The organism is Noviherbaspirillum album (assembly GCF_035916955.1).
GTDB classification, from domain to species: Bacteria; Pseudomonadota; Gammaproteobacteria; order Burkholderiales; family Burkholderiaceae_D; genus Noviherbaspirillum; species Noviherbaspirillum album.
Genome location: NZ_JAWIIV010000025.1, coordinates 22,748 through 41,741 on the forward strand (window position 1 = coordinate 22,748; position 18,994 = coordinate 41,741).

At 61.7% G+C, this 18,994-nt stretch carries 16 protein-coding genes; 10 read left to right on the forward strand and 6 right to left on the reverse strand.

What is annotated here, in order from left to right; all coding sequences use genetic code 11:
• Positions 1–46 precede the first annotated feature (46 nt).
• The 3 genes from RY831_RS23100 to RY831_RS23110 all read left to right on the forward strand — a co-directional run bounded on the left by RY831_RS23100 (position 47) and on the right by RY831_RS23110 (position 3,618).
• Positions 47–1,504, forward strand: coding sequence for an aldehyde dehydrogenase family protein (locus RY831_RS23100; protein WP_326508733.1), 1,458 nt, complete (start codon positions 47–49; stop codon positions 1,502–1,504).
• A gap of 112 nt (positions 1,505–1,616) precedes the next feature.
• The gene (locus tag RY831_RS23105; RefSeq protein ID WP_326508734.1) at positions 1,617–2,603 is read left to right on the forward strand and encodes a Bug family tripartite tricarboxylate transporter substrate binding protein; all 987 of its coding nucleotides are present in this window, start codon (positions 1,617–1,619) and stop codon (positions 2,601–2,603) included.
• Positions 2,604–2,799: 196 nt separating this feature from the next.
• Positions 2,800–3,618, forward strand: a complete 819-nt coding sequence (locus RY831_RS23110; protein WP_326508735.1) for an IclR family transcriptional regulator — start codon at positions 2,800–2,802, stop codon at positions 3,616–3,618.
• On the opposite strand, the gene RY831_RS23115 is transcribed toward RY831_RS23110, so the two are convergent.
• The gene (locus RY831_RS23115) at positions 3,604–4,041 is read right to left on the reverse strand and encodes a PaaI family thioesterase (RefSeq protein WP_326508736.1); all 438 of its coding nucleotides are present in this window, start codon (positions 4,039–4,041) and stop codon (positions 3,604–3,606) included. The genes RY831_RS23110 and RY831_RS23115 overlap by 15 nt on opposite strands.
• 318 nt (positions 4,042–4,359) lie before the next feature.
• On the opposite strand from RY831_RS23115, the gene RY831_RS23120 reads away from it, so the two are divergent.
• The 4 genes from RY831_RS23120 to RY831_RS23135 all read left to right on the forward strand — a co-directional run bounded on the left by RY831_RS23120 (position 4,360) and on the right by RY831_RS23135 (position 9,703).
• Positions 4,360–6,450, forward strand: a complete 2,091-nt coding sequence (locus tag RY831_RS23120; RefSeq protein ID WP_326508737.1) for a 3-hydroxyacyl-CoA dehydrogenase NAD-binding domain-containing protein — start codon at positions 4,360–4,362, stop codon at positions 6,448–6,450.
• Between the two features lie 92 nt (positions 6,451–6,542).
• A complete protein-coding gene (locus RY831_RS23125; RefSeq protein WP_326508738.1) occupies positions 6,543–7,721 on the forward strand; it encodes an acetyl-CoA C-acyltransferase in 1,179 nt (392 codons plus the stop codon).
• A 41-nt stretch (positions 7,722–7,762) separates the two neighbouring features.
• The gene (locus RY831_RS23130; protein WP_326508739.1) at positions 7,763–8,536 is read left to right on the forward strand and encodes an SDR family oxidoreductase; all 774 of its coding nucleotides are present in this window, start codon (positions 7,763–7,765) and stop codon (positions 8,534–8,536) included.
• 87 nt (positions 8,537–8,623) lie between these two features.
• Complete coding sequence (locus RY831_RS23135) at positions 8,624–9,703, forward strand: phosphotransferase (RefSeq protein WP_326508740.1); 1,080 nt, start codon at positions 8,624–8,626, stop codon at positions 9,701–9,703.
• A 30-nt stretch (positions 9,704–9,733) separates the two neighbouring features.
• Here RY831_RS23135 and RY831_RS23140 read toward each other — a convergent pair whose 3' ends face one another.
• Positions 9,734–10,153, reverse strand: a complete 420-nt coding sequence (locus RY831_RS23140; RefSeq protein WP_326508741.1) for a PACE efflux transporter — start codon at positions 10,151–10,153, stop codon at positions 9,734–9,736.
• Positions 10,154–10,673: 520 nt separating this feature from the next.
• Here RY831_RS23140 and RY831_RS23145 point away from each other — a divergent pair.
• From RY831_RS23145 to RY831_RS23155, 3 genes are all read left to right on the forward strand, one after another.
• The gene (locus RY831_RS23145) at positions 10,674–10,913 is read left to right on the forward strand and encodes a hypothetical protein (protein WP_326508742.1); all 240 of its coding nucleotides are present in this window, start codon (positions 10,674–10,676) and stop codon (positions 10,911–10,913) included.
• Between the two features lie 75 nt (positions 10,914–10,988).
• A complete protein-coding gene (locus RY831_RS23150) occupies positions 10,989–11,585 on the forward strand; it encodes a hypothetical protein (protein ID WP_326508743.1) in 597 nt (198 codons plus the stop codon).
• Between the two features lie 422 nt (positions 11,586–12,007).
• On the forward strand, positions 12,008–12,811 hold the full coding sequence (locus RY831_RS23155) for a DUF1206 domain-containing protein (protein ID WP_326508744.1): 804 nt from the start codon (positions 12,008–12,010) through the stop codon (positions 12,809–12,811).
• A 123-nt stretch (positions 12,812–12,934) separates the two neighbouring features.
• Here RY831_RS23155 and RY831_RS23160 read toward each other — a convergent pair whose 3' ends face one another.
• The 4 genes from RY831_RS23160 to RY831_RS23175 are packed head-to-tail and all read right to left on the reverse strand — an operon-like array spanning position 12,935 to position 18,722.
• Complete coding sequence (locus RY831_RS23160; protein ID WP_326508745.1) at positions 12,935–14,317, reverse strand: ABC transporter permease; 1,383 nt, start codon at positions 14,315–14,317, stop codon at positions 12,935–12,937.
• Positions 14,314–15,756, reverse strand: a complete 1,443-nt coding sequence (locus RY831_RS23165; protein ID WP_326508746.1) for an ABC transporter permease — start codon at positions 15,754–15,756, stop codon at positions 14,314–14,316. Before RY831_RS23165 ends, RY831_RS23160 begins: the two co-directional genes overlap by 4 nt.
• The gene (locus tag RY831_RS23170; RefSeq protein ID WP_326508747.1) at positions 15,753–16,523 is read right to left on the reverse strand and encodes an ABC transporter ATP-binding protein; all 771 of its coding nucleotides are present in this window, start codon (positions 16,521–16,523) and stop codon (positions 15,753–15,755) included. The genes RY831_RS23165 and RY831_RS23170 overlap by 4 nt, the downstream gene beginning before the upstream one ends.
• Before the next feature lie 30 nt (positions 16,524–16,553).
• Entirely contained in the window at positions 16,554–18,722 is a 2,169-nt protein-coding gene (locus RY831_RS23175) for a TonB-dependent siderophore receptor (protein ID WP_326508748.1), read from the reverse strand.
• Between the last annotated feature and the right edge of the window lie 272 nt (positions 18,723–18,994).

An 18,994-nucleotide genomic window follows, 5' to 3' on the forward strand; every position in this document is an offset into this window, starting at 1 on the left:
TCTCACACATAAGCGAAAAGACAAGCGCACCCATCGGAGACACAGCATGCAGAATCGAAACCAGCTCTACATCAACGGCCAGTGGGTGACGCCCTCCGGCCGCAACACCATCGATGTGATCAATGCCTCGACCGAGGAAGTCATGGCGACCATCCCCGATGGCGACGAAAACGATGCCCATGCCGCGGTGGCCGCGGCCCGTGCCGCGTTCGACGGCTGGAGCGCCACGCCGCCGGCCGCGCGCGCCGATTACCTGCGCAAGATTCATGAAGGCTTGAAGGCGCGCAGCCAGGAACTGGCGGAAGTCATTGCCGGGGAAGTGGGCATGCCGGTCAAGCTGTCGGCCGCGATCCAGGTAGGCTCGCCGGTCGCCAATTTCGGCTACTACGCCAAGCTTGCAGGCGAGTTCGAATGGGAAGAGGTGACGGGACATTCGCGCGTGGTGCGGGAAGCGGTCGGTGTCGCGGTCTGCATCACTCCCTGGAATTATCCGCTGCACCAGATCGCCGCCAAGGTGGCGGCCGCCATGGCTGCCGGCTGCACCGTCGTCCTCAAGCCGTCGGAAGTGGCGCCGCTCAATGCCTTCATCCTGGCCGAGGTGATCGACGCCGCAGGGGTGCCGCCGGGCGTGTTCAATCTCGTCAGCGGAACCGGCCCGGTGGTGGGCGAGGCGCTGGTGCGCCATGCCGACGTGGACATGGTGTCGTTCACCGGTTCGACCCGAGCCGGCAAGCGCATATCGGAAGTGGCTGCGGCCACGGTCAAGCGCGTGGCGCTGGAACTCGGCGGCAAATCCGCCTCCGTGATTCTCGACGATGCGGACCTCGGCGCCGCGGTCAAGGGCACGGTCAATGCCTGCTTCCTCAACAGCGGCCAAACCTGCTCGGCGCATACGCGCATGCTGGTCCCGGAATCGCGCTATGAGGAAGCGGCCGCGATTGCAGCCGAAGTGGCTGCCAAATTCACCGTCGGCGATCCCTTCGGCGGCACGGCCAAACTGGGGCCGCTGGTGTCGGCAGCGCAGCGCGACCGGGTGCGCGACTATATCCGCAAGGGCATCGAGGAGGGCGCGGAAGTTTTGTGCGGCGGTCCGGATGCGCCCGCCGACCTGCCCAAGGGTTATTACGTGCAGCCTACCGTGTTCGGCCGCGTCAAGCCGGACAGCACGATCGCGCAGGAGGAAATTTTCGGCCCGGTGCTGTCCATCATCACCTACAAGGACGAGGATGAAGCGGTGCGTATCGCCAACGGCACGCTCTACGGCCTGGCCGGCGGCGTCTGGGCCGGTTCCGACGAGCGAGCGCAGCAGGTGGCGCGCAGGCTGCGCACCGGGCAGGTGGATATCAACGGCGGCGCCTTCAACTTGTTCGCTCCCTTCGGCGGCTACAAGCAGTCGGGCCGCGGTCGTGAAATGGGCAAGTACGGGATGGAGGAATTCCTGGAATACAAGTCGCTGCAGTTCAAGCCGGGCGCGCAGGGGCTCGCAGGGAAGGCACCGTACTGAACGGGCGCGCCATTCCTAATGAACAATTAATTGGCCAGGCATAAGAACAAGAAGACCAAGGAGCAGTTCGAAACGAAAGCGGTAACACTCTCATAACAAGGCAGGAGACATCATGTTCAGCAAACTCGCAGCAAGCATCACCTTCGCATTTTCAATGGCCGCAGTATCCTCGGCACCATCGTTCGCGCAGTCGCCGGCGCAGAATTTTCCCAACAAGCCGATGAAGATCGTGGTCACCTTCACGCCCGGCGGCGCGCCCGACATCCTCGGTCGCTTGCTGGCCGACCGCATGTCGGCCGCCTGGGGTCAGCCGGTCGTGGTCGAGAACAAGCCGGGGGCGGGCGGCAACATCGGCGCCGATGCCGTGGCCAAGTCTGCGCCCGACGGCTATACGCTGCTGGTCGGCACCGTCGGCACCCATGCGATCAACGGCGCGCTGTATGAAAAGATGCCCTACGACATGGTGAAGGATTTCAGCCCCATCAGCCTGCTTGCCACCACGCCCAACATGCTGGTGGTGCCCAATAGCTCGCCGGCGAAGAATCTGCAGGAGTTCATCGCGCTCGGCAAGAAGGAAGGCAAGATGACCTTCGCTTCCTCCGGATCGGGCACCTCGATCCATGTGTCCGGCGAACTGTTCAAGACCCAGACCGGCATCGACATGCAGCACATCCCGTACAAGGGCCGCGCCAGTGCGATTCCCGACCTGCTCGGCGGCCGGGTGACGATGATGTTCGATAACATGCCGTCCAGCCTGCCGCTGGTGCGCGAAGGCAAGCTGCGAGCGCTCGGCGTCACCAGCGCCAAGCGTTCCGCCGCCGCGCCGGAGATCCCGACCATCGCCGAGCAGGGCCTGCCCGGATTCGAGGCGGTGTCGTGGTTTGCGCTGTACACCTCGCCCGGCGTTCCCAAGCCCATCGTCGACAAGCTGCAGGCGGAAGTGGCGAAGATTCTGAAGTCGCCGGACGCCTCGAAGAAGCTGCTCGATATCGGCCTGGACCCTGTCGGTTCCACCGCCGAGGAACTGGCGGCTTACCAGCGTTCGGAAATCGCGAAATGGAGCAAGGTGGTAAAGGATTCGGGCGCCAAGGCGGAATAACGCACGGGCGGGATGTCCGAAATGCGACGCCGTCGTTGATGTCTGCACGGGCATCCTGTAAAGTTTGCTCGCATGCAAGCAACGACAGCGTCGCACGCTCCAGCTGAGCCCGATTGAATCCTATTTAATCCGATTCAATCCGATTGAGCCCATCGAGTGCAGTTGCGTCTGAAAGGCCTGTCTCCAAGGTACCCACATGAATTCCCGCGACAACGATATCGAAGACCTGGCTTCCGCCGAGGAGCCCAAGACGGGCGAAGACCGTTATTTCATCACCGCGCTGTCGCGCGGGCTCGATGTGCTTTCCTGTTTCCGTTCCGGCGACGTGTCGCTGAGCAACCAGCAGATTTCCGAACGCTGCGGCCTGCCCAAATCCACCGTGACCCGCATCGTCTACACATTGTCCAAGCGCGGTTACCTGATCCAGGTCGAACCGGGCGGACGTTATGCGTTAGGCACCGCCACGCTGGCGCTGGGCAGCTCGATGCTGGCGCGCATGGATATCCGGCAGATCGCGCGGCCGCTGATGCAGGAACTGGCCGACTATGCCGGCGCGACGCTGGCGCTGGGCGTGCGCGACCGCTTGTCGATCATCTATACCGAAGTAGTGCGCAGCACGGCCACGCTGGCGCTGACGCTGCAGGTAGGTTCGCGCCTGCCGCTTGCGACATCGGCCATCGGCCGCGCCTATCTGGCCAACGCCTCGCTGCAGGAACGCAATGCGGTTGTCAAACTGGCGACCGAGCTCGACGATTCGGCCGGCGAAGCGATGCGGGAGGGCATTGCGCGCGGCTTGCAGGATTACCAGGAATACGGTTGCGCGACGTCGTTCTGCGACTGGCAGAAGGATGTTAACGGCATTGCCGTGGCGTTCCGCTCGAGCGGAACCATTCCCGCCATGGTAATGAATTGCGGCGGGCCCTCGTCGAGCCTGTCGAAAGAGTTCCTGCTGGAGGAAGTCAGGCCGCGCCTGCTGGAGCTGGTGCGCAGGCTTGAATCCTCAAGCTTTGGGTGACATGGCGAACACGCCATTGGCACGCAGGATGCGGCGCTCTCCGACCTGAAGGTAACAGGCGGCGAAGGTCAGCCGGCCGCCGCTGCGGTGAATTTCCACGCGCGCTTCCACCCAGTCGCCAGGATGCGCGGCTTCCATGAAGTCGGTCGTCAGGCTGACGGTGGCAGTGCGCTTGTCGGGATGGGCGCGCAGGATGGCAATGCCCAGGAAACTGTCGGCCAGCGTCGCCAGCATGCCGCCATGCGCGATGCCGTTGCCGTTCAGGTGGCCTGAGCGGATGTGAAGGCCGAATACCGCTTCTCGCTCGTTGATCTTTCTTTCATAAACCGGACCCAGCGCGCCGAAATACGGGCCGCCCCGGTCAAGCTTCTCGAAGCCTTCCGGCACTGGAAGGAAGTCTGTGTCTGGTTGTTCTTCTGCCATGGTTTTTGCCGTCTTGAGTGGATGGAGCATTGTAAAGGTCATTTACACACACGCATAGAGAAACGGTTCTGCATAGTAAAACTCCAGACGTAATTTCAAAATTCCCTGCACGATGGGGCAGAGCCTTTTCCGCCGGCGATGGAGTTGCGATCTCTTATAGCTCCCTTTTAGGTCCCTCATCTCCGCGCTTTACACCCGATGACGCAACTGCTAACATCGACCGCAATGTGTGGAACATTGTTTTGCTCTGCAAAACTATAGCCGGTGCATCGACGCTGGCATGCGAAGAAAACCGAATAGGACAGGAGAGACGCGAGCATGGACACTGCGCAGTACGAGATCAAGGGCGACGTCGCCGTCATCAACCTCAACAATCCGCCGATCAACGGCCTGGGCCTGAGCCTCCGGCGCGGCATCATTGCCGGTGTCGAGCGTGCGCAGGAAGATGCGGCGGTGAGGGCCATCGTGCTGATCGGGACCGACCGCGCCTTCTCCGGCGGCGCCGACATCAAGGAATTCGGCACGCCCAAGTCCAGCCAGGAACCCAACCTGTTGACCGTGATCCGCATCGTCGAATCCTCATCCAAGCCGGTCATCGCAGCCATCAGCGGCGCATGCATGGGCGGCGGGCTGGAACTCGCGCTGGGCTGCCATTTCCGCATTGCCAGGCCGGATGCGCAGATCGCGCTGCCCGAAGTCAAGCTCGGCATCCTGCCCGGCGCCGGCGGCACGCAGCGCCTGCCGCGCGTGGTTGGCCTCGACACCGCCCTCAACATGATCGTTTCCGGCAATCCGGTAGCGGCCGCCAAACTGAAGGACACTGCGCTGTTCGACGACATGGTGGAAGGCAACCTCGCGGAAGCCGCTCTTGCCTTCGCGCGCAAGGTGATCGACGAGAACCGGCCCCTCAAGCGCGTGCGCGACATGCGCATCAATGAACCGGGCGGCGAAGCCTATCTTGCATTCGCCCGCAATACTGTCGCTGCCACCACGAAACACTTCCCCGCGCCGCTCAAGTGCGTCGAGGCGGTCACCGCCGCCTTCGCCAAGCCTTTCGACGAAGGCATGAAAATCGAGCGCGAAGCCTTTGTCTGGCTGATGAACACCCCTGAATCCCGCGCTTTGCGCCATGCCTTCATCGGCGAGCGTGCCGCCGCCAAGATTCCCGATGTGCCGTCCGACACGCCCACGCGTAAGATCGAACGGGTTGCGGTGATCGGAGCCGGCACCATGGGCGGCGGCATCGCGATGAACTTCCTCAACGCCGGCATTCCGGTCGTACTGCTCGAAATGAAGCAGGAAGCGCTCGACCGCGGCATCGCCACCATTCGCAAGAATTACGAAAATTCGGTCAAGAAGGGCAAGCTGAGCAGCGAAAAGCTGGAACAGCGCATGGCCTTGCTGACCTCGACGCTGAGTTACGACGAGATCGGATCGGCCGACCTGGTCATCGAGGCGGTGTTCGAGGACATGGGGGTGAAGGAGCAGGTGTTCACCAGGCTCGACCAGGTCATGAAGCCGGGCGCCATCCTGGCCAGCAACACCTCCACGCTGGACATGAACCGGATCGCCGGTTTCACCAAGCGTCCGCAGGACGTGGTCGGCCTGCATTTCTTCAGCCCGGCCAATGTGATGCGCCTGCTGGAAATCGTGCGCGCCGAGCAGACCGGCAAGGATGTATTGGCTACCGTGATGCAGCTTGCCAAGACCATCAAGAAGGTCGGCGTGGTCTCGGGCGTCTGCGACGGCTTCATCGGCAATCGCATGCTCAAGTTCTACCGCAACCAGGCCAATGCACTGCTGGATGAAGGCGCATCGCCGCAGCAGATCGACCGCGCTCTGGAGAAGTGGGGCATGGCGATGGGCCCGTTCCGCATGGGCGACCTGGCCGGCCTCGATATCGGCTGGGCGGTGCGCAAGCGCCAGTATGCGGAGAATCCCGGCATGAAGCGTTCGGTCATCGCCGACCGCCTGTGCGAACTCGGCCGCTTCGGGCAGAAGACGGGCAAGGGCTGGTACCGCTATGAAGCCGGCAAGCGCGACGCGCTGCCCGATGCGGAAGTCGATGAAATCATCAAGGCGGCGCGCGCCGAGGCTGGCGTCACGCCGCGCAAGATCAGCGACGAGGAAATCGTCGAGCGCTGCATGTTCGCGCTGGTCAACGAAGGCGCCCGCATTCTCGAGGAAGGCATTGCCGCGCGCGCCTCCGACATCGACATGGTCTATCTGACCGGTTACGGCTTCCCGGCGCACCGCGGCGGACCGATGCTGTATGCGGAAACCGTGGGCCTGCCGAATGTCGTCGAGAAGATGCGCCGCTTCGCGGCGATGCCCGGCGCGGACAAGGCCTTCTGGACGCCGGCGTCCTCGCTGGTATGCATGGCCAACAGCGGCGAGTCGTTCAGCTAGCAAGCTATTTGGATACGCCGGCGGGTGGCCGCCGGCGGTTGCCTTGTTCAAAGCCCGTTCAAACTATTCAAAGAACGTAAAAGGAATTCACCGTGAATGATGCAGTCATTGTCTCCACCGCCCGTACCGGACTCGCCAAGTCGTGGAAGGGCGCCTTCAACATGACCTACGGTGCCACGCTGGGCGCGCATGCGGTGCGCGCCGCGGTCGAGCGCGCCGGCATCGATCCGGCGGAAGTGGAGGATGTGCTGATGGGCGGCTCGCTGTCGGAAGGCACCACCGGCGGCAACGTCGCCCGAGCCATCGCATTGCGCGCGGGCCTGCCGGTATCTGCGGCCGGCGCGACCGTCAACCGTTTCTGTTCCTCCGGCCTGCAGACCATCGCCATGGCTGCCCAGCGCGTGATGGTCGACCGCGTCCCCGTCATGGTGGCCGGCGGGGTGGAATCGATCTCCTGCGTGCAGAACGAGACCAACCGCCACATGCGGCAGGATCCGTGGCTGATGGAGCACAAGCCGGAAATCTACTGGAGCATGTTGCAGACCGCCGAACAGGTCGCCAAGCGCTACAACATCTCGAAGGAAGCCCAGGATGAATACGGCGTGCGCAGCCAGCTGCGCGCGGCGGCTGCGCAGGCTGCCGGCAAGTTCAATGATGAGATCGTGCCGATGACCACCACCATGGGCGTGGTCGACAAGGAAAGCGGCCGCATCACCATGCGGGAAGTGACGATCTCGACGGATGAGGGCATTCGCCCCGACACCACGCTCGAAGCCGTGTCGAAGATCCGCTCGGCATTGCCGGGAGGCGTCATCACCGCCGGCAATGCCAGCCAGTTTTCCGACGGATCATCGGCCTGCGTGGTGATGGACGGCAAGCTCGCCGAACGCCGCGGCATCCAGCCGCTCGGCATCTTCCGCGGATTCACGGTGGCTGGCTGCGAACCGGACGAGATGGGCATCGGCCCGGTGTATGCGATTCCGCGGCTGCTTGAGCGCAACGGCCTGAAGATGGAAGACATCGGCCTGTGGGAACTGAATGAAGCCTTCGCCTGCCAGGTGCTGTACTGCCGCGACAAGCTGGGCATTCCCGATGAACTGCTCAATGTCAACGGCGGTGCGATCGCGGTGGGCCATCCTTATGGCGTCACCGGCTCGCGCCTGACCGGCCATGCGCTGATCGAAGGCAAGCGGCGCGGAGCGAAGTACGTGGTGGTCACCATGTGCGTCGGCGGCGGGCAGGGCGCGGCAGGCCTGTTCGAAGTCTGCTGAAGCGACGCATTGAAAGAACAAGAGACGGAAGGAGACAAGCGATGGGCGTCAAACAATTATTCCAGCTCGACGGCAGGATCGCGCTGATCACCGGCGGTTCGCGCGGCCTGGGCCTGCAGATGGCCGAGGCGCTCGGCGAAATGGGTTGCAGGCTCGCCATCAGCGCCCGAAAGGCCGATGAACTGGCCGAGGCGAAGCGGCATCTCGAAGGCATGGGCTATGAAGTTCTCACCGTGGTCAACGACCTCTCGAAGAACGAACAGATTCCCGCGCTGGTGGACGAGGTGGTGCAGCGTTTCGGGACCATCGACATCCTCGTCAACAATGCCGGCGCCACCTGGAGCGCGCCGGCGGAAGAATATCCCGACGAGGCATGGCACAAGGTGCTGGGACTCAACGTGGACTCGCTGTTTTTCCTGGCGCGGGAAGTGGCGCGGCGCTGCATGATTCCTCAGAAGTCGGGCAAGATCATCAACATCGCCTCGGTCGCCGGACTGCGCGGCAGCGCCACCAACGTCACGACGATCGCCTACCATACCTCGAAGGGGGCGGCGGTCAACTTCACCCGCGCGATCGCTTCGGAATGGGGCAAGTACAACATCAACGTCAATGCGATCTGCCCCGGCTTCTTTCCGTCCAAGATGTCGGCCGGCCTGCTGGAAAAGGTCGGCGATGCCATCATTGCCCGTGCGCCGCTGCATCGCATCGGCGGCGACGAAGACCTGAAGGGTGTAGTGGTGTTCCTCGCATCCGAGGCATCGCGCCACATCACCGGCCAGGCGATCGCTGTGGACGGCGGCGTCAGCGCGGTTTAAGCGCGCCGGCGAACCGCCATCCCGAAGCCCAAGCTCCAAGTTCTGAATCCATCATCCGAGCCGCTCACATTTCCGACAGACTACATCATGACCCTCGATCCCCAAGACCGTTTCGTCGGCACCCGCCCGGTGGCTCCCCAGCATGCGTTCGACATCGACCGCCTGGCAGCTTTCATGCGCCAGAATGTCGACGATTTTCGCGGCGAGCTGCAGGTTGAGCAATTCAAGGGCGGCCAATCCAATCCCACCTTCCTGCTGACGGCCGGCGGCCGCCAGTATGTGATGCGGCGCAAGCCGCCGGGCACGCTGCTGCCTTCGGCGCATGCGGTGGACCGCGAATACCGGGTCATCAGCGCACTGGCCGGTACCGACGTGCCGGTCGCCAAGGCACACGCGCTGTGCGAAGACGATTCGATCATCGGCAGCGCCTTCTACATCATGGATTACGTGCAGGGCCGCATCCTCTGGAATTCAGCATTGCCTGGCTTCGAAGCCGCGGAGCGCAGCGCACTGTTCACGGAAATGAACCGTGTCATCGCGGCGCTGCACAACGTCGACTATGAAGCGGTCGGCCTGGGCAGCTATGGCAAGCCGGGCAGCTACATCGAACGGCAAGTGGCGCGCTGGACCAAGCAGTACCGGGCGTCGGAAACCGAGCGCATCGAGGCGGTGGAAAACCTGATCGACTGGCTGCCGCGGCATATTCCCACGGGCGATGAGACGCGGGTAGTGCATGGAGACTTCCGCATCGACAACGTGATCTTCCATCCGACCGAGCCGCGCATTCTGGCGGTGCTGGACTGGGAATTGTCGACGCTTGGCCATCCGCTGGCCGACTTCGCCTATCACTGCATGACCTGGCGCATGCCGCAGGGCCGATCGCGCGGACTGGACGGCGTGGCGCTGGCCGAACTGGGCATCCCGACCGAGGAAGAGTATGTGCGGATGTACTGCGAGCGCACCGGCCGTTCGGATCTTTCGAAGAGCGACTGGGAATACTACATGGTGTTCAACATGTTCCGCCTGGTCGGCATCCTGCAGGGCATCGTCAAGCGCGCGCAGCTGGGTAATGCCGCCAGCGCCGACGCGGTGGAAACCGGCAAGCGCACCCGGCCACTGGCGGAGCAGGCGTGGGCGCTGGTGGAGCGCATAGAGAAACGCGGCTGATCGCTCTCGCCGACTGCGTGCGGCGGCCTGTCATGCCGCCGATGCCGGCAATCCGAAGATGCGGTCGAAGACCCAGCCGAATATGAAGGTATAGACCAGGAAGAAAATGGACAGGCCGATGTCCATCAGCAGCGACTGCATCAGGCTCACATCCAGCCACCAGGCGATGAGCGGCACCAGCAGCACAATCAGTCCGCCTTCGAATCCCAGCGCATGCGCGGCACGCCGCGCAAGGCTACGGCCGCGCACAGCCTGCACCGCTTCCCAGCGTTCGAACAGGGCATTGAATCCCAGATTCCAAAGTACCGCGATGGCCGAACACGCGATCGAGAGCGTGGTTGCATGCGCCAATCCCTTGTCCGACAGGGCGAAAAAACTAACGCTGCAGATGGTGATGGCGATCGCCTCGTACAGGCAGACATAGACGACCTTGCGTTTTATTCCTTGCAAACCGGTTCCCGTTTATTTCTTGTTGCAAACTGACCGGGCGGATGCCTGGCCGGGCGAACAGGCATTGTAAGCAATTCGGCGCAATCCTTCCGGCCTCAATTGCGACTGCGGCATGCCGAGCCCGCTTTATACCAATCCCAAGTCATGACATGACAAATGAGATCGATGGATTTTTTCGTCTGGCAAGGCGCGGGACGAATCCATAGCGGGCTATGGATGACGAGTGCAATGCGGCCAGACGGAAAAAGACGCGGTCTCATGTCATGAAATGGCTTGGGATTGGTATTACTCATGCGGCATTGATACAAGCCGTACACATTACGCTACATACATCCGGTAACTCTCCTTACGCTTTTCTCGTAGGCGGAAAACACGCTTCGGCCTTTAATACCGTCATGGACAAGCGCACCGCTGGCATGCAGTTGAAGCAGGCGATACGTCATGCATGCGCTTAGCCGACCTTTCCATGGGTTGGGCGCAAGCCGCAACCGACAGATGCATTGCCTAGCGAGGAGAAATAATGAAAGCATTCCTGTTACCCGCGGCCGCCGCCTGCGTCATGCTCGGCGGCTGTGTCGCCGTTCCGGTCAGCGACCCCGGCGTCCATGTCAGCGGCAGTGCCCGCGTGTATAGCCATCCGGCTGAAAGGTATCCACGCCACGTGCATCCGAACTACCCGCGAGGCCGTGGCTACGATCGCGACGGCGACGGCGTTCCTAACCGGCACGATCGCCGTCCGAACAATCCCCACCGATACTGATTTGTCGATAGCCGAAAGCCGTGAGGTGCCTCGCATGCCGCACGAACCCGAGTTTTTCTTGAAAGGATTCCAGTCATGAATGCCAAAAAGCTTGTCACCACCCTGCTTGCCGCTCTGGCGCTCACCTCCGCAAGCCTGTCCGCGGTCAGCGCGCAGGGCATGCCGCCTTCCGGTATTGATCAAACTCAGGCACAGATCCGCGTGCGTATCGAGCAGGGGATAGCCAGCGGACGGATCAATCCGCGCGAAGCCGACGCGCTATATCAACGCGAGCGCGAACTGCACGTGCGCGAGATGCAGATGCGGCGTGATGGCCGCGCCTCGCCGCATGAGCGGGCGGCACTGAGGCATGATCTGGAGGCCATGCGCGTCGATGTCGAACGTGCGATGTCGCGACACTCGTCAGCCTCAAGTTTTCCTGCAACGCGGCCGGGCAGCGATGTGGCGAACGCACATATCAGGGCACGCATAGAACATGGCATCCGCAGCGGACAGCTGACGCCGCGTGAAGCCGGCAGGCTGCGTGTACAGGAACGTGAGCTTTACCACCTCGAAGCCCGGTTCAGTTCCGACGGCTACCTGTCGAGAGGAGAAAGACGCCAGTTGCGGGAAGAGCTTGCCATTCTGGACCGCGACATTGAACGCCTGATGGCGAATCGGCGCTATCGCTGAACCGAACATTGCGCACTGCCGAATCCGGGCAAGCAGAAGTTTCCGCGCTGAACCAATGCTGCCTGGCTTGCGTCCTTCATTTTTTCCCGCCGCCTTGCGTGTGTGCAAAGAAAAGAAATGTTTCGCAGCATATGCTCTTATTGTAGTAATCGATCCTTACTGCACTGCACTGCACTGCACTGCACTGCAGCAAGGCAAAGGTCGGGTTGGTATAAGTCATCCTCCGTGATGGAACAATGACGGAGAGTGACTTCTTCATGCACGCGTTTCATTGGAAATGAAACCGTCGCTTTCGATACTGCGCAAGAGGAAGCCAGATCCTTTTTCAGAATTTCCGGCCGGGAGCAACTGCCGCAAGCATTCGACTCTCTAGATTAGATTCCCCGTTCCCTCACGCTGTCTACACTGGCAAAGGCTGCATTATGAATAAGCGAGCACTCGATCAGCAGCTCAAGAGATGGGCGCGGCTAGGCTATAGCGCCAGAGGGGTGATTTATCTGGTGATTGGCGGCCTGGCTCTGCTTACTGCTTTTGGTGAACGGGGCGGCAAAACCACGGATTCAAAAGGCGCCATACTCAAAATCATGGAACAGCCTTTCGGGAGCGTGATGATTTTTTTGCTCATCGTAGGTTTGCTCGGCTATTCCACCTGGAGACTGATTCAGTGTATCAAAGACCCGGATGGTCATGGGTCAACAGGAAAAGGTCTGGCGGTGCGATTCGGTTTGTTCGTCAGTGCGGTCACGCACTTGCTGCTGGCCTTCTGGGCAGGCAGGCTGTTGATGGGTGCCGGCGGCGGGTCGCCGCAGGGCGGTGGAACCAGTTTCCTGACGACGAACCTTGGCCAGATCGCTCTCGGCATTGCGGGAGCCGCCGTGATAGTGACGGGATTTGCACATATCTATAAGGGCATTACCGCCGGGTTTGAGAAATACATGAGTATTCCTGCCGACAAGCGGAACTGGGCAAGGGCGGTTTGCCAGTTTGGGTTGATTGCCCGAGGCGTTGTGTGGCTGATCGTCGGCTGGCTATTGATACAAGCCGCGTGGATGGCCAAAGGCGGCGAAATAGACGGGACCTCCGAAGCCCTGCAAGCGCTGCGCGACCATGCATATGGACCATGGTTGCTGGGAATCGTGGCCGCAGGGCTGTTCGCATTCGGCATCTACTGCATCATGGAGGCAGTGTATCGCCGCATAAATACCTCGATCGTGGACCAGAGGTAACGTCTCACGGCCGTGCGGTTGCCACGATAAGGTCCGACTTTTGGCAAGCAGGAACCGAGGTTCCTGCCTTCGCCGCAGCTCATGAGGTCAGTGCCAATAAAGATTCGGCAAGCGGCAGGGAAGTCATGCGGCCTTGAATCCGTTTCGCAGTACAGGATTGATACGCCGAAGCACGAGGCTGCAGGCAGCCGCAATCATGACTGCCGCAAGCAGCAAGGCAGCGAGCATCGAAAGCGGCAACGAACCAGAATGCGGACGCGGTTGAAAAACAGGCAAACCTTGCGCTTCCTGCATTCCGAATCGCCGTTCCTCAAATACCAGCGGATAAAAGTAGTGCCGCAGCCGAGCATGGAATTCGGCAATGCGATCGCGGTACGCGAGCTGTGCCTGCAAATCGGTATCGGCAAGCCTGTGCAGGGCGAGCTGCGCGGCGGCGGCAGGCATTAGCCAGGCGCTGCGCTGCGTCCATGCTTCTCGCTGCAACATGCTCTGTGCATAGGCGGCAGCTTGCGCCGACACGGCTTCATCGCCGACCTGGTGCATCGCGTAATACCATTTCCAGTGGAACCGTCCGGTCACAGGCGGCGTGCCGCTCCACTGCGGATGGGTGCGGAAGAATTTTTCCATCACGGCGTTTCGCGGCAGATCCCAGCCTTGATGCACTTCCTGGCGTTGGGCCATTGCCAGTTCGACTCCTTTGCCTACCGGGACCAGCCGGTTGATGGCAGCGTTCGCCAGTGTGGGCAGCACCAGGGTCAGGACGACGAAGACACCGAGCAGGGCGGCGGCTGCCGCGGCAGAAGTGCGGGCAAGCGTGCCGGCGAGGGCGCCGGCGCCTATCCAGAAGGCGGTATATAGCGCGGCGACCGCAATGACCGCGGCCGATAGCGGCAGGCCGGCGGAAGCATTCAGGAGGCCAACCACCAGCGGCAGCAGTACGGCCGCCATGACGAGTCCGTATCTCAGCCAGGCGCGCCGACGCCACAGGCGGCCGGATTGCAGGGGCAGCGACATCAACAATCGCAGACGACCGGATTCGCGCTCGGCGGTCATCCAGTCATGCGTAAGTGCAATCACGAATAGAGGAACGAGATAGATCAGCACGAAGGCGAAGTCGAACTTCCCGAGCAGAACCAATTCCGGATTGAAGGTTTCCGACTCATAAAGCTGGGAATGCAGCCCCAGCATGCGCACGCGCAGCGCCGCCGGCTGCAGGTCGCGCTGGCCGAAGGCGATAAATGCCAGCGGAGATGGCGTGTCCCAGGTGAGGTGGAATCCGTAATAGGCGGCCGAACCGGCGTCAGTGCCCTTGCCGTATTTGGCAATGAATGCCTTGTGGTCTTCCTGGTGGACGGCCGTTAGACGCGCAAGCGCCGCGGTTTGTGCATTGACGGCGCGATAACCGTTCCAGATCGCGAGCGAAGCCAGTATCAGCAGCAAGGCCAATGCGCCTGCGGCCAGGCGGGAGTGAAGAATGATGCGCAGTTCCAGCATCACGGATCTCATGCCGCTCTCCTTTCCAGACGTTTTCCGAGCAGCGCGATGGCAAGCATCAAGGCTGCAAGCCAGCCTGAAAGTACCGCGAACGAAGGCAGCACATGCGTGCCCAGGATGGCGGCAACTGGACGCGGGTCGGGCGAGAAGCGCGGCAGCGCCTGCCAGTTGTTCCGGCTGATGCGCTGTTCCTTGTCGTTGTGGTAATGCACTTGTTCTGCATGCATGCGGTTGAGTGCCTGGATCAATGCGTAGCGGTATCGCTCGGCATCGTTAAGGAAGCGGGCATAGCTGTCTCCGTCGCTGCCGGCGAGCGCGGCGGACAGGCGGCGTACCGCGATCGTCGGGCTGATTGGCGAAAAAGCGTGCACCCAGTTGCTTTGCGCCTGCTGGCGCTGAAAGCCGTCCTGCATGTAGCGATCGAACAGATCGCTGGTCATGCGTTCGCCCTCGGCCATCAGCAGGCCACCGTAGTTGACAGGCAAGTCTTCTATCTTCTTCACGCCGTAGCGTGCCAGGGTCTTTTCCCGGAAGTCCCGGAAATAGGGATCGTCCGGATTGTGACTGTCGCCGATGGCCGCCAGGTCCTTGTGGATGGCGACGTCGGTTTCAATGCGCGTAGGCAGAACGATGCGGTGCGAGGCAAGATCGGGGATCATGCGCGGAAGCAGGATGACCACCGCTATCCACAGCCCTGTGAACACGATCAGCGCATCGCGCGCGCGGGCGGAAAAGGCTGAAATGGCAACCGCTGCGCAGGTCCACATCAGCAGATACAGCGTATAGCCGGCAAGCATGAGCAGCGCCGCCGGCGCGGTGCCGGCAGACGTGAAGGCGAGCCAGGCAATGCCGGCGAATGCCGGCAGCGCGAGCAGCCCTGCAACCAGTGCATGGGCGAGCAGTTTGCCAAGAAGAAGATTGCGGCCGGAGATGCCTTGGGCGATGGAAAAGCGCAGTTGGCCGCGTTCACGTTCGCGCGCAATACTGCCGAAGGCAAGAAAGCCGATCAGCAAAGGCACCAAGGTCTGCAGCACGAAGGCCGGCGTGAGCAGGCCGAATCGCAGCAGCACCGATGACTGGCCGGCATCGCTGAAGTTGGCGGAATTCTGGCGGTGGCCTTCGAGGTACAAGGTATGGCCGGTAAAGGGATCGACGCCGAAGTCGAAGAAAGCCAGCGGACTGAGTGGCCGGAATACGTAGTGGCCGTAATGCGAAACGCGGTGCGGATGGCGGTCTGGCTGGGCATTCCATTGCTGGTCGGCCAGGGATTGAAATCGATTGCGCTCGCTTTCGATCGCATGCCTGTGCTCGAAACCCACTAACGTGGCGGTCAGGGTCAGCAGCAGCATGACGGCAACCGCGCTCAGCGCGACGCGGCTGCGCAGCAGCGCGCGCCATTCTTCCCGGGTGACGGCCCGCACGGTCTGCCAGCTTGCGGTGCGCGCCTTCATGCCTGCCTGCTCCACGCGGCGTCCCCGGGCATCCCCTGTCCGGCGTAATGACGATAGAGCCGGCGCACATCGAAGCGCTCCGTGCCGGAGGCGCTGAATTCCTCCACGATGCGTCCCTGGGCAAGAAAGCCGATGCGATCGGCGACTTCTGCCGCGCTCAGCAAATCATGCGTCACCATGAAGATGGCAATGTCGCGGGAGCGCAATTGCTTGAGCAGCCGGTTGAGTTCGCTCGTGGCCTGCGGATCGAGGCCGGTGTTGGGTTCATCCAGCAGCAATACCGGCGTCTCGCGGGCCAGCGCCAGTCCTATGGCAACCTTTTGCCGCATGCCCTTGGAAAATCCGCCCAGCCTGCGGTCCCAGGCCGCACGGTCAAGCCCGACCGATTCCAGGGCCTGTTCGATACCGGCGCCGTCCTTCATCGGCATACCGGCCAGGCGCATGAAGTAGTCGATGTTCTCGCGCGCCGACAGATGGTCATACAGCGCGACATTCTCCGGTACATAGGCAAGCTGCGCGCGCGCGGACAAAGGGTCTTGCGCAACCTCGTGGCTGCAGACGCGCACGCTGCCCGATGTCGGGCGAACGAAACCGAGGAAGGCATTGATCATCGTCGATTTTCCGGCGCCGTTGCCGCCGAGGAGGGCATAGATTTCTCCTCGTCTGACATGCAGGTCGGCGCCGCGCAGAACGGGCGTGGCGTTATAGGATACGACGAGAGAACTTGCCGCCAGCGCGGCGCTGTCTTCAGTGGTTGTTGTTGACATGATCGGTCCGGTTGTAAGAGCAAGGCCGCCCTAGAATTTCGCCTGCAGGCCGAGCACGACGGTACGCGGATTACCGACCGTCACCCAGGTCCGCTGGAAGGAACTGGTGTAATAGGTCTTGTCGAACAGATTGTCGACATCGAGGGACAGTCGAAGCGCCGGGCTGATGCGCCAGTATGCCGCGAGTCGGGCGACGGTGTAAGACGGCAGCTCGAAGGCGGGTGCGCCTGCGGCAGCCTGAGCCTGCGTGCGCGCCTCGCCAAGACGCTTGGCGCTGTAGGTGAAGCCGCCGCCGATGCCATAGCGGGTGCCGTCGCTGAATGCATCTTCATACATGGCGAGAACGCTGCCGTTAATGCGAGGAATATTCAGCAGTCGGCCGCCGGCTTCAAGCAGATTGTCGCGTTCGACCGACGCATCGATGTATGCGAGGCTGGCATTCAGCCGCCAATTGCGGCTGAGCTGGCCGGTCAGATCGAAATCCATGCCGCGGCTGCGGACTTCTCCCGCCGCTATCGAAAAGCCGGCATTGACCGGGTCGGCAGTCAGCACATTCTTCTTGCGGATCTCGTACAGCGCCAGCGTTGCCCCCAGCGTTTTCGATTCGTTTTCCCATTTGGCGCCGACTTCGGCGGCACGTCCCGACTCCGGATCGAATGGCGATGCGCTTGCGCTCGATCCGTTGTTCGGTCGGAACGACTTGCCGGCATTGGCAAACAACGTCCATTGGGGATTCGGCAGATAGCTGATTCCAATGCGTGGCGATGTGGCGGTCGGACTTTGCTCGATGCGCGCGCCGGTCCTGTTGTTGAGCAGGGATTGATCATAGCGGTCGAAGCGCACGCCGCCCAGCAGGCGCCAATGTTCGCCCAGCGACATTGTGTCCTGCAGGTAGAAGGCGAGGTTCTTCTGTTCTTCGCTGGTGTCGGTATTCGGCAGCGGCACGGGCTGCGGCTGGCCGTAGACCGGGTTGAAAACGTCGATCGCATAAGGAGCGGCCGAGGTCGGATTCGCGCGTAGCATGCGCTGGTCGAAATCCAGACGATAGGTTTCCATGCCGGCCAGCAGTTCATGTGCGACGGCACCGGCTTGCAGCCGTCCGATCAACTCGGCCTGCAGCGTCACGTCGTCGGATGCATAGTCGCGAAAGCGACGCTGGCGCCGAAGGGTGCGCTCGTCTGGCTGGAGCGCCGGTTGTGCTTCTGTCGAATAACCCTTGAGGCTGCCTTCCTTGTACGACAGGCCGACACGGCTGGACCATTGCGCGTTGAACATGTGTTCAAGCGCAAGCTGATGCGTCTGGTTGTCGATACGAATGTCGCCATCCGCGGGTTCGCCGAGAAAGCGCGAACGCGGCACGTCGCCGAGGCGGTTGCCGATGGCCACGATGCCGCGGTCGAGCGGAGTTTCGTGGCGCAGCACCTCGCCGCTGTAATCGAGGCGGGTCGAGGGCGTGAGTTTCCAGGTCAGCGCGGGGGCGATGATGGCTCGCTGCGTATCGACATGGTCGCGGAAGCTGCCGCGCTTTTCCACTGCGACGTTGAGCCGATAGGCGACGCGCTCGCCGAGCGGTCCCGTCGTATCAAGCGCGGTGCGGTAGAAATCGTCGCTGCCGGCATAAGCTTCGATTGAATGGGCCGCTTTCCACAACGGTTTCTTGGTGACGACGTTGATGGTTCCGCCGGGCTCGCTGGTGCCGTACAGCGATGCGGCAGGCCCCTTGAGGAATTCGATGCGCTCGACGTTGGCGGTATCGCGCGGGGCATTGAAGCCGCGGTTGCCGGAGAAGCCATTGAGCAGCAGCGGCATGCCGTTGTTGATATCGCCGGCAAGGCCGCGTATGGCGACGTTGTCCCACAAGCCGCCGAAATTGTTCTGGCGTGAAATGCCGCCGACATAATCGAGAGCATCATCGATGCGCGTGGCGCCGAGGTCATCCAGCGTCTGGCGCGACATGATGCGGACCGACTGCGGCAATTCGCGCAAGGGAAGATCGGTCTTGGTGCCGCTGGCTTCATCGGCGTGGTAACTGCCGGATTGCCTTCGACCTACGACTTCGACAGCGGGAAGAGAAGCTTCCGTATCCGTCACCGCATTCTGTGTCGGTGCGGTGGTCTGCGCGGAGGCGGGAATAAGGACACAGCTGCCGAGCGCAGCAATGCCGGAGAGCGCTGCGCGCCGGCTCATGAGGAATCGCATGTATGGGTTCCGCTGTTTTTATGATTTGAGAGACTGAAATAATTGCCGGCGGGTAGATTTCAGGTTAAGTGCAACCTTGTTGCAAACAACGGTGAATAATAAGTTAAGTCATTTCAAAGTGCAACCATGTTGCATTTTATGCGAGGGCATTGGCGGCTAATCTTGAACAAGCCGCTGAAGAAAAAATACGTGTCCGGCGGAGAGCTAGGCTACACCGGGAGCCATCCATGCTTCCACGTACCTTCAATGAACTTTCGCTTTAGAAGTTTCGC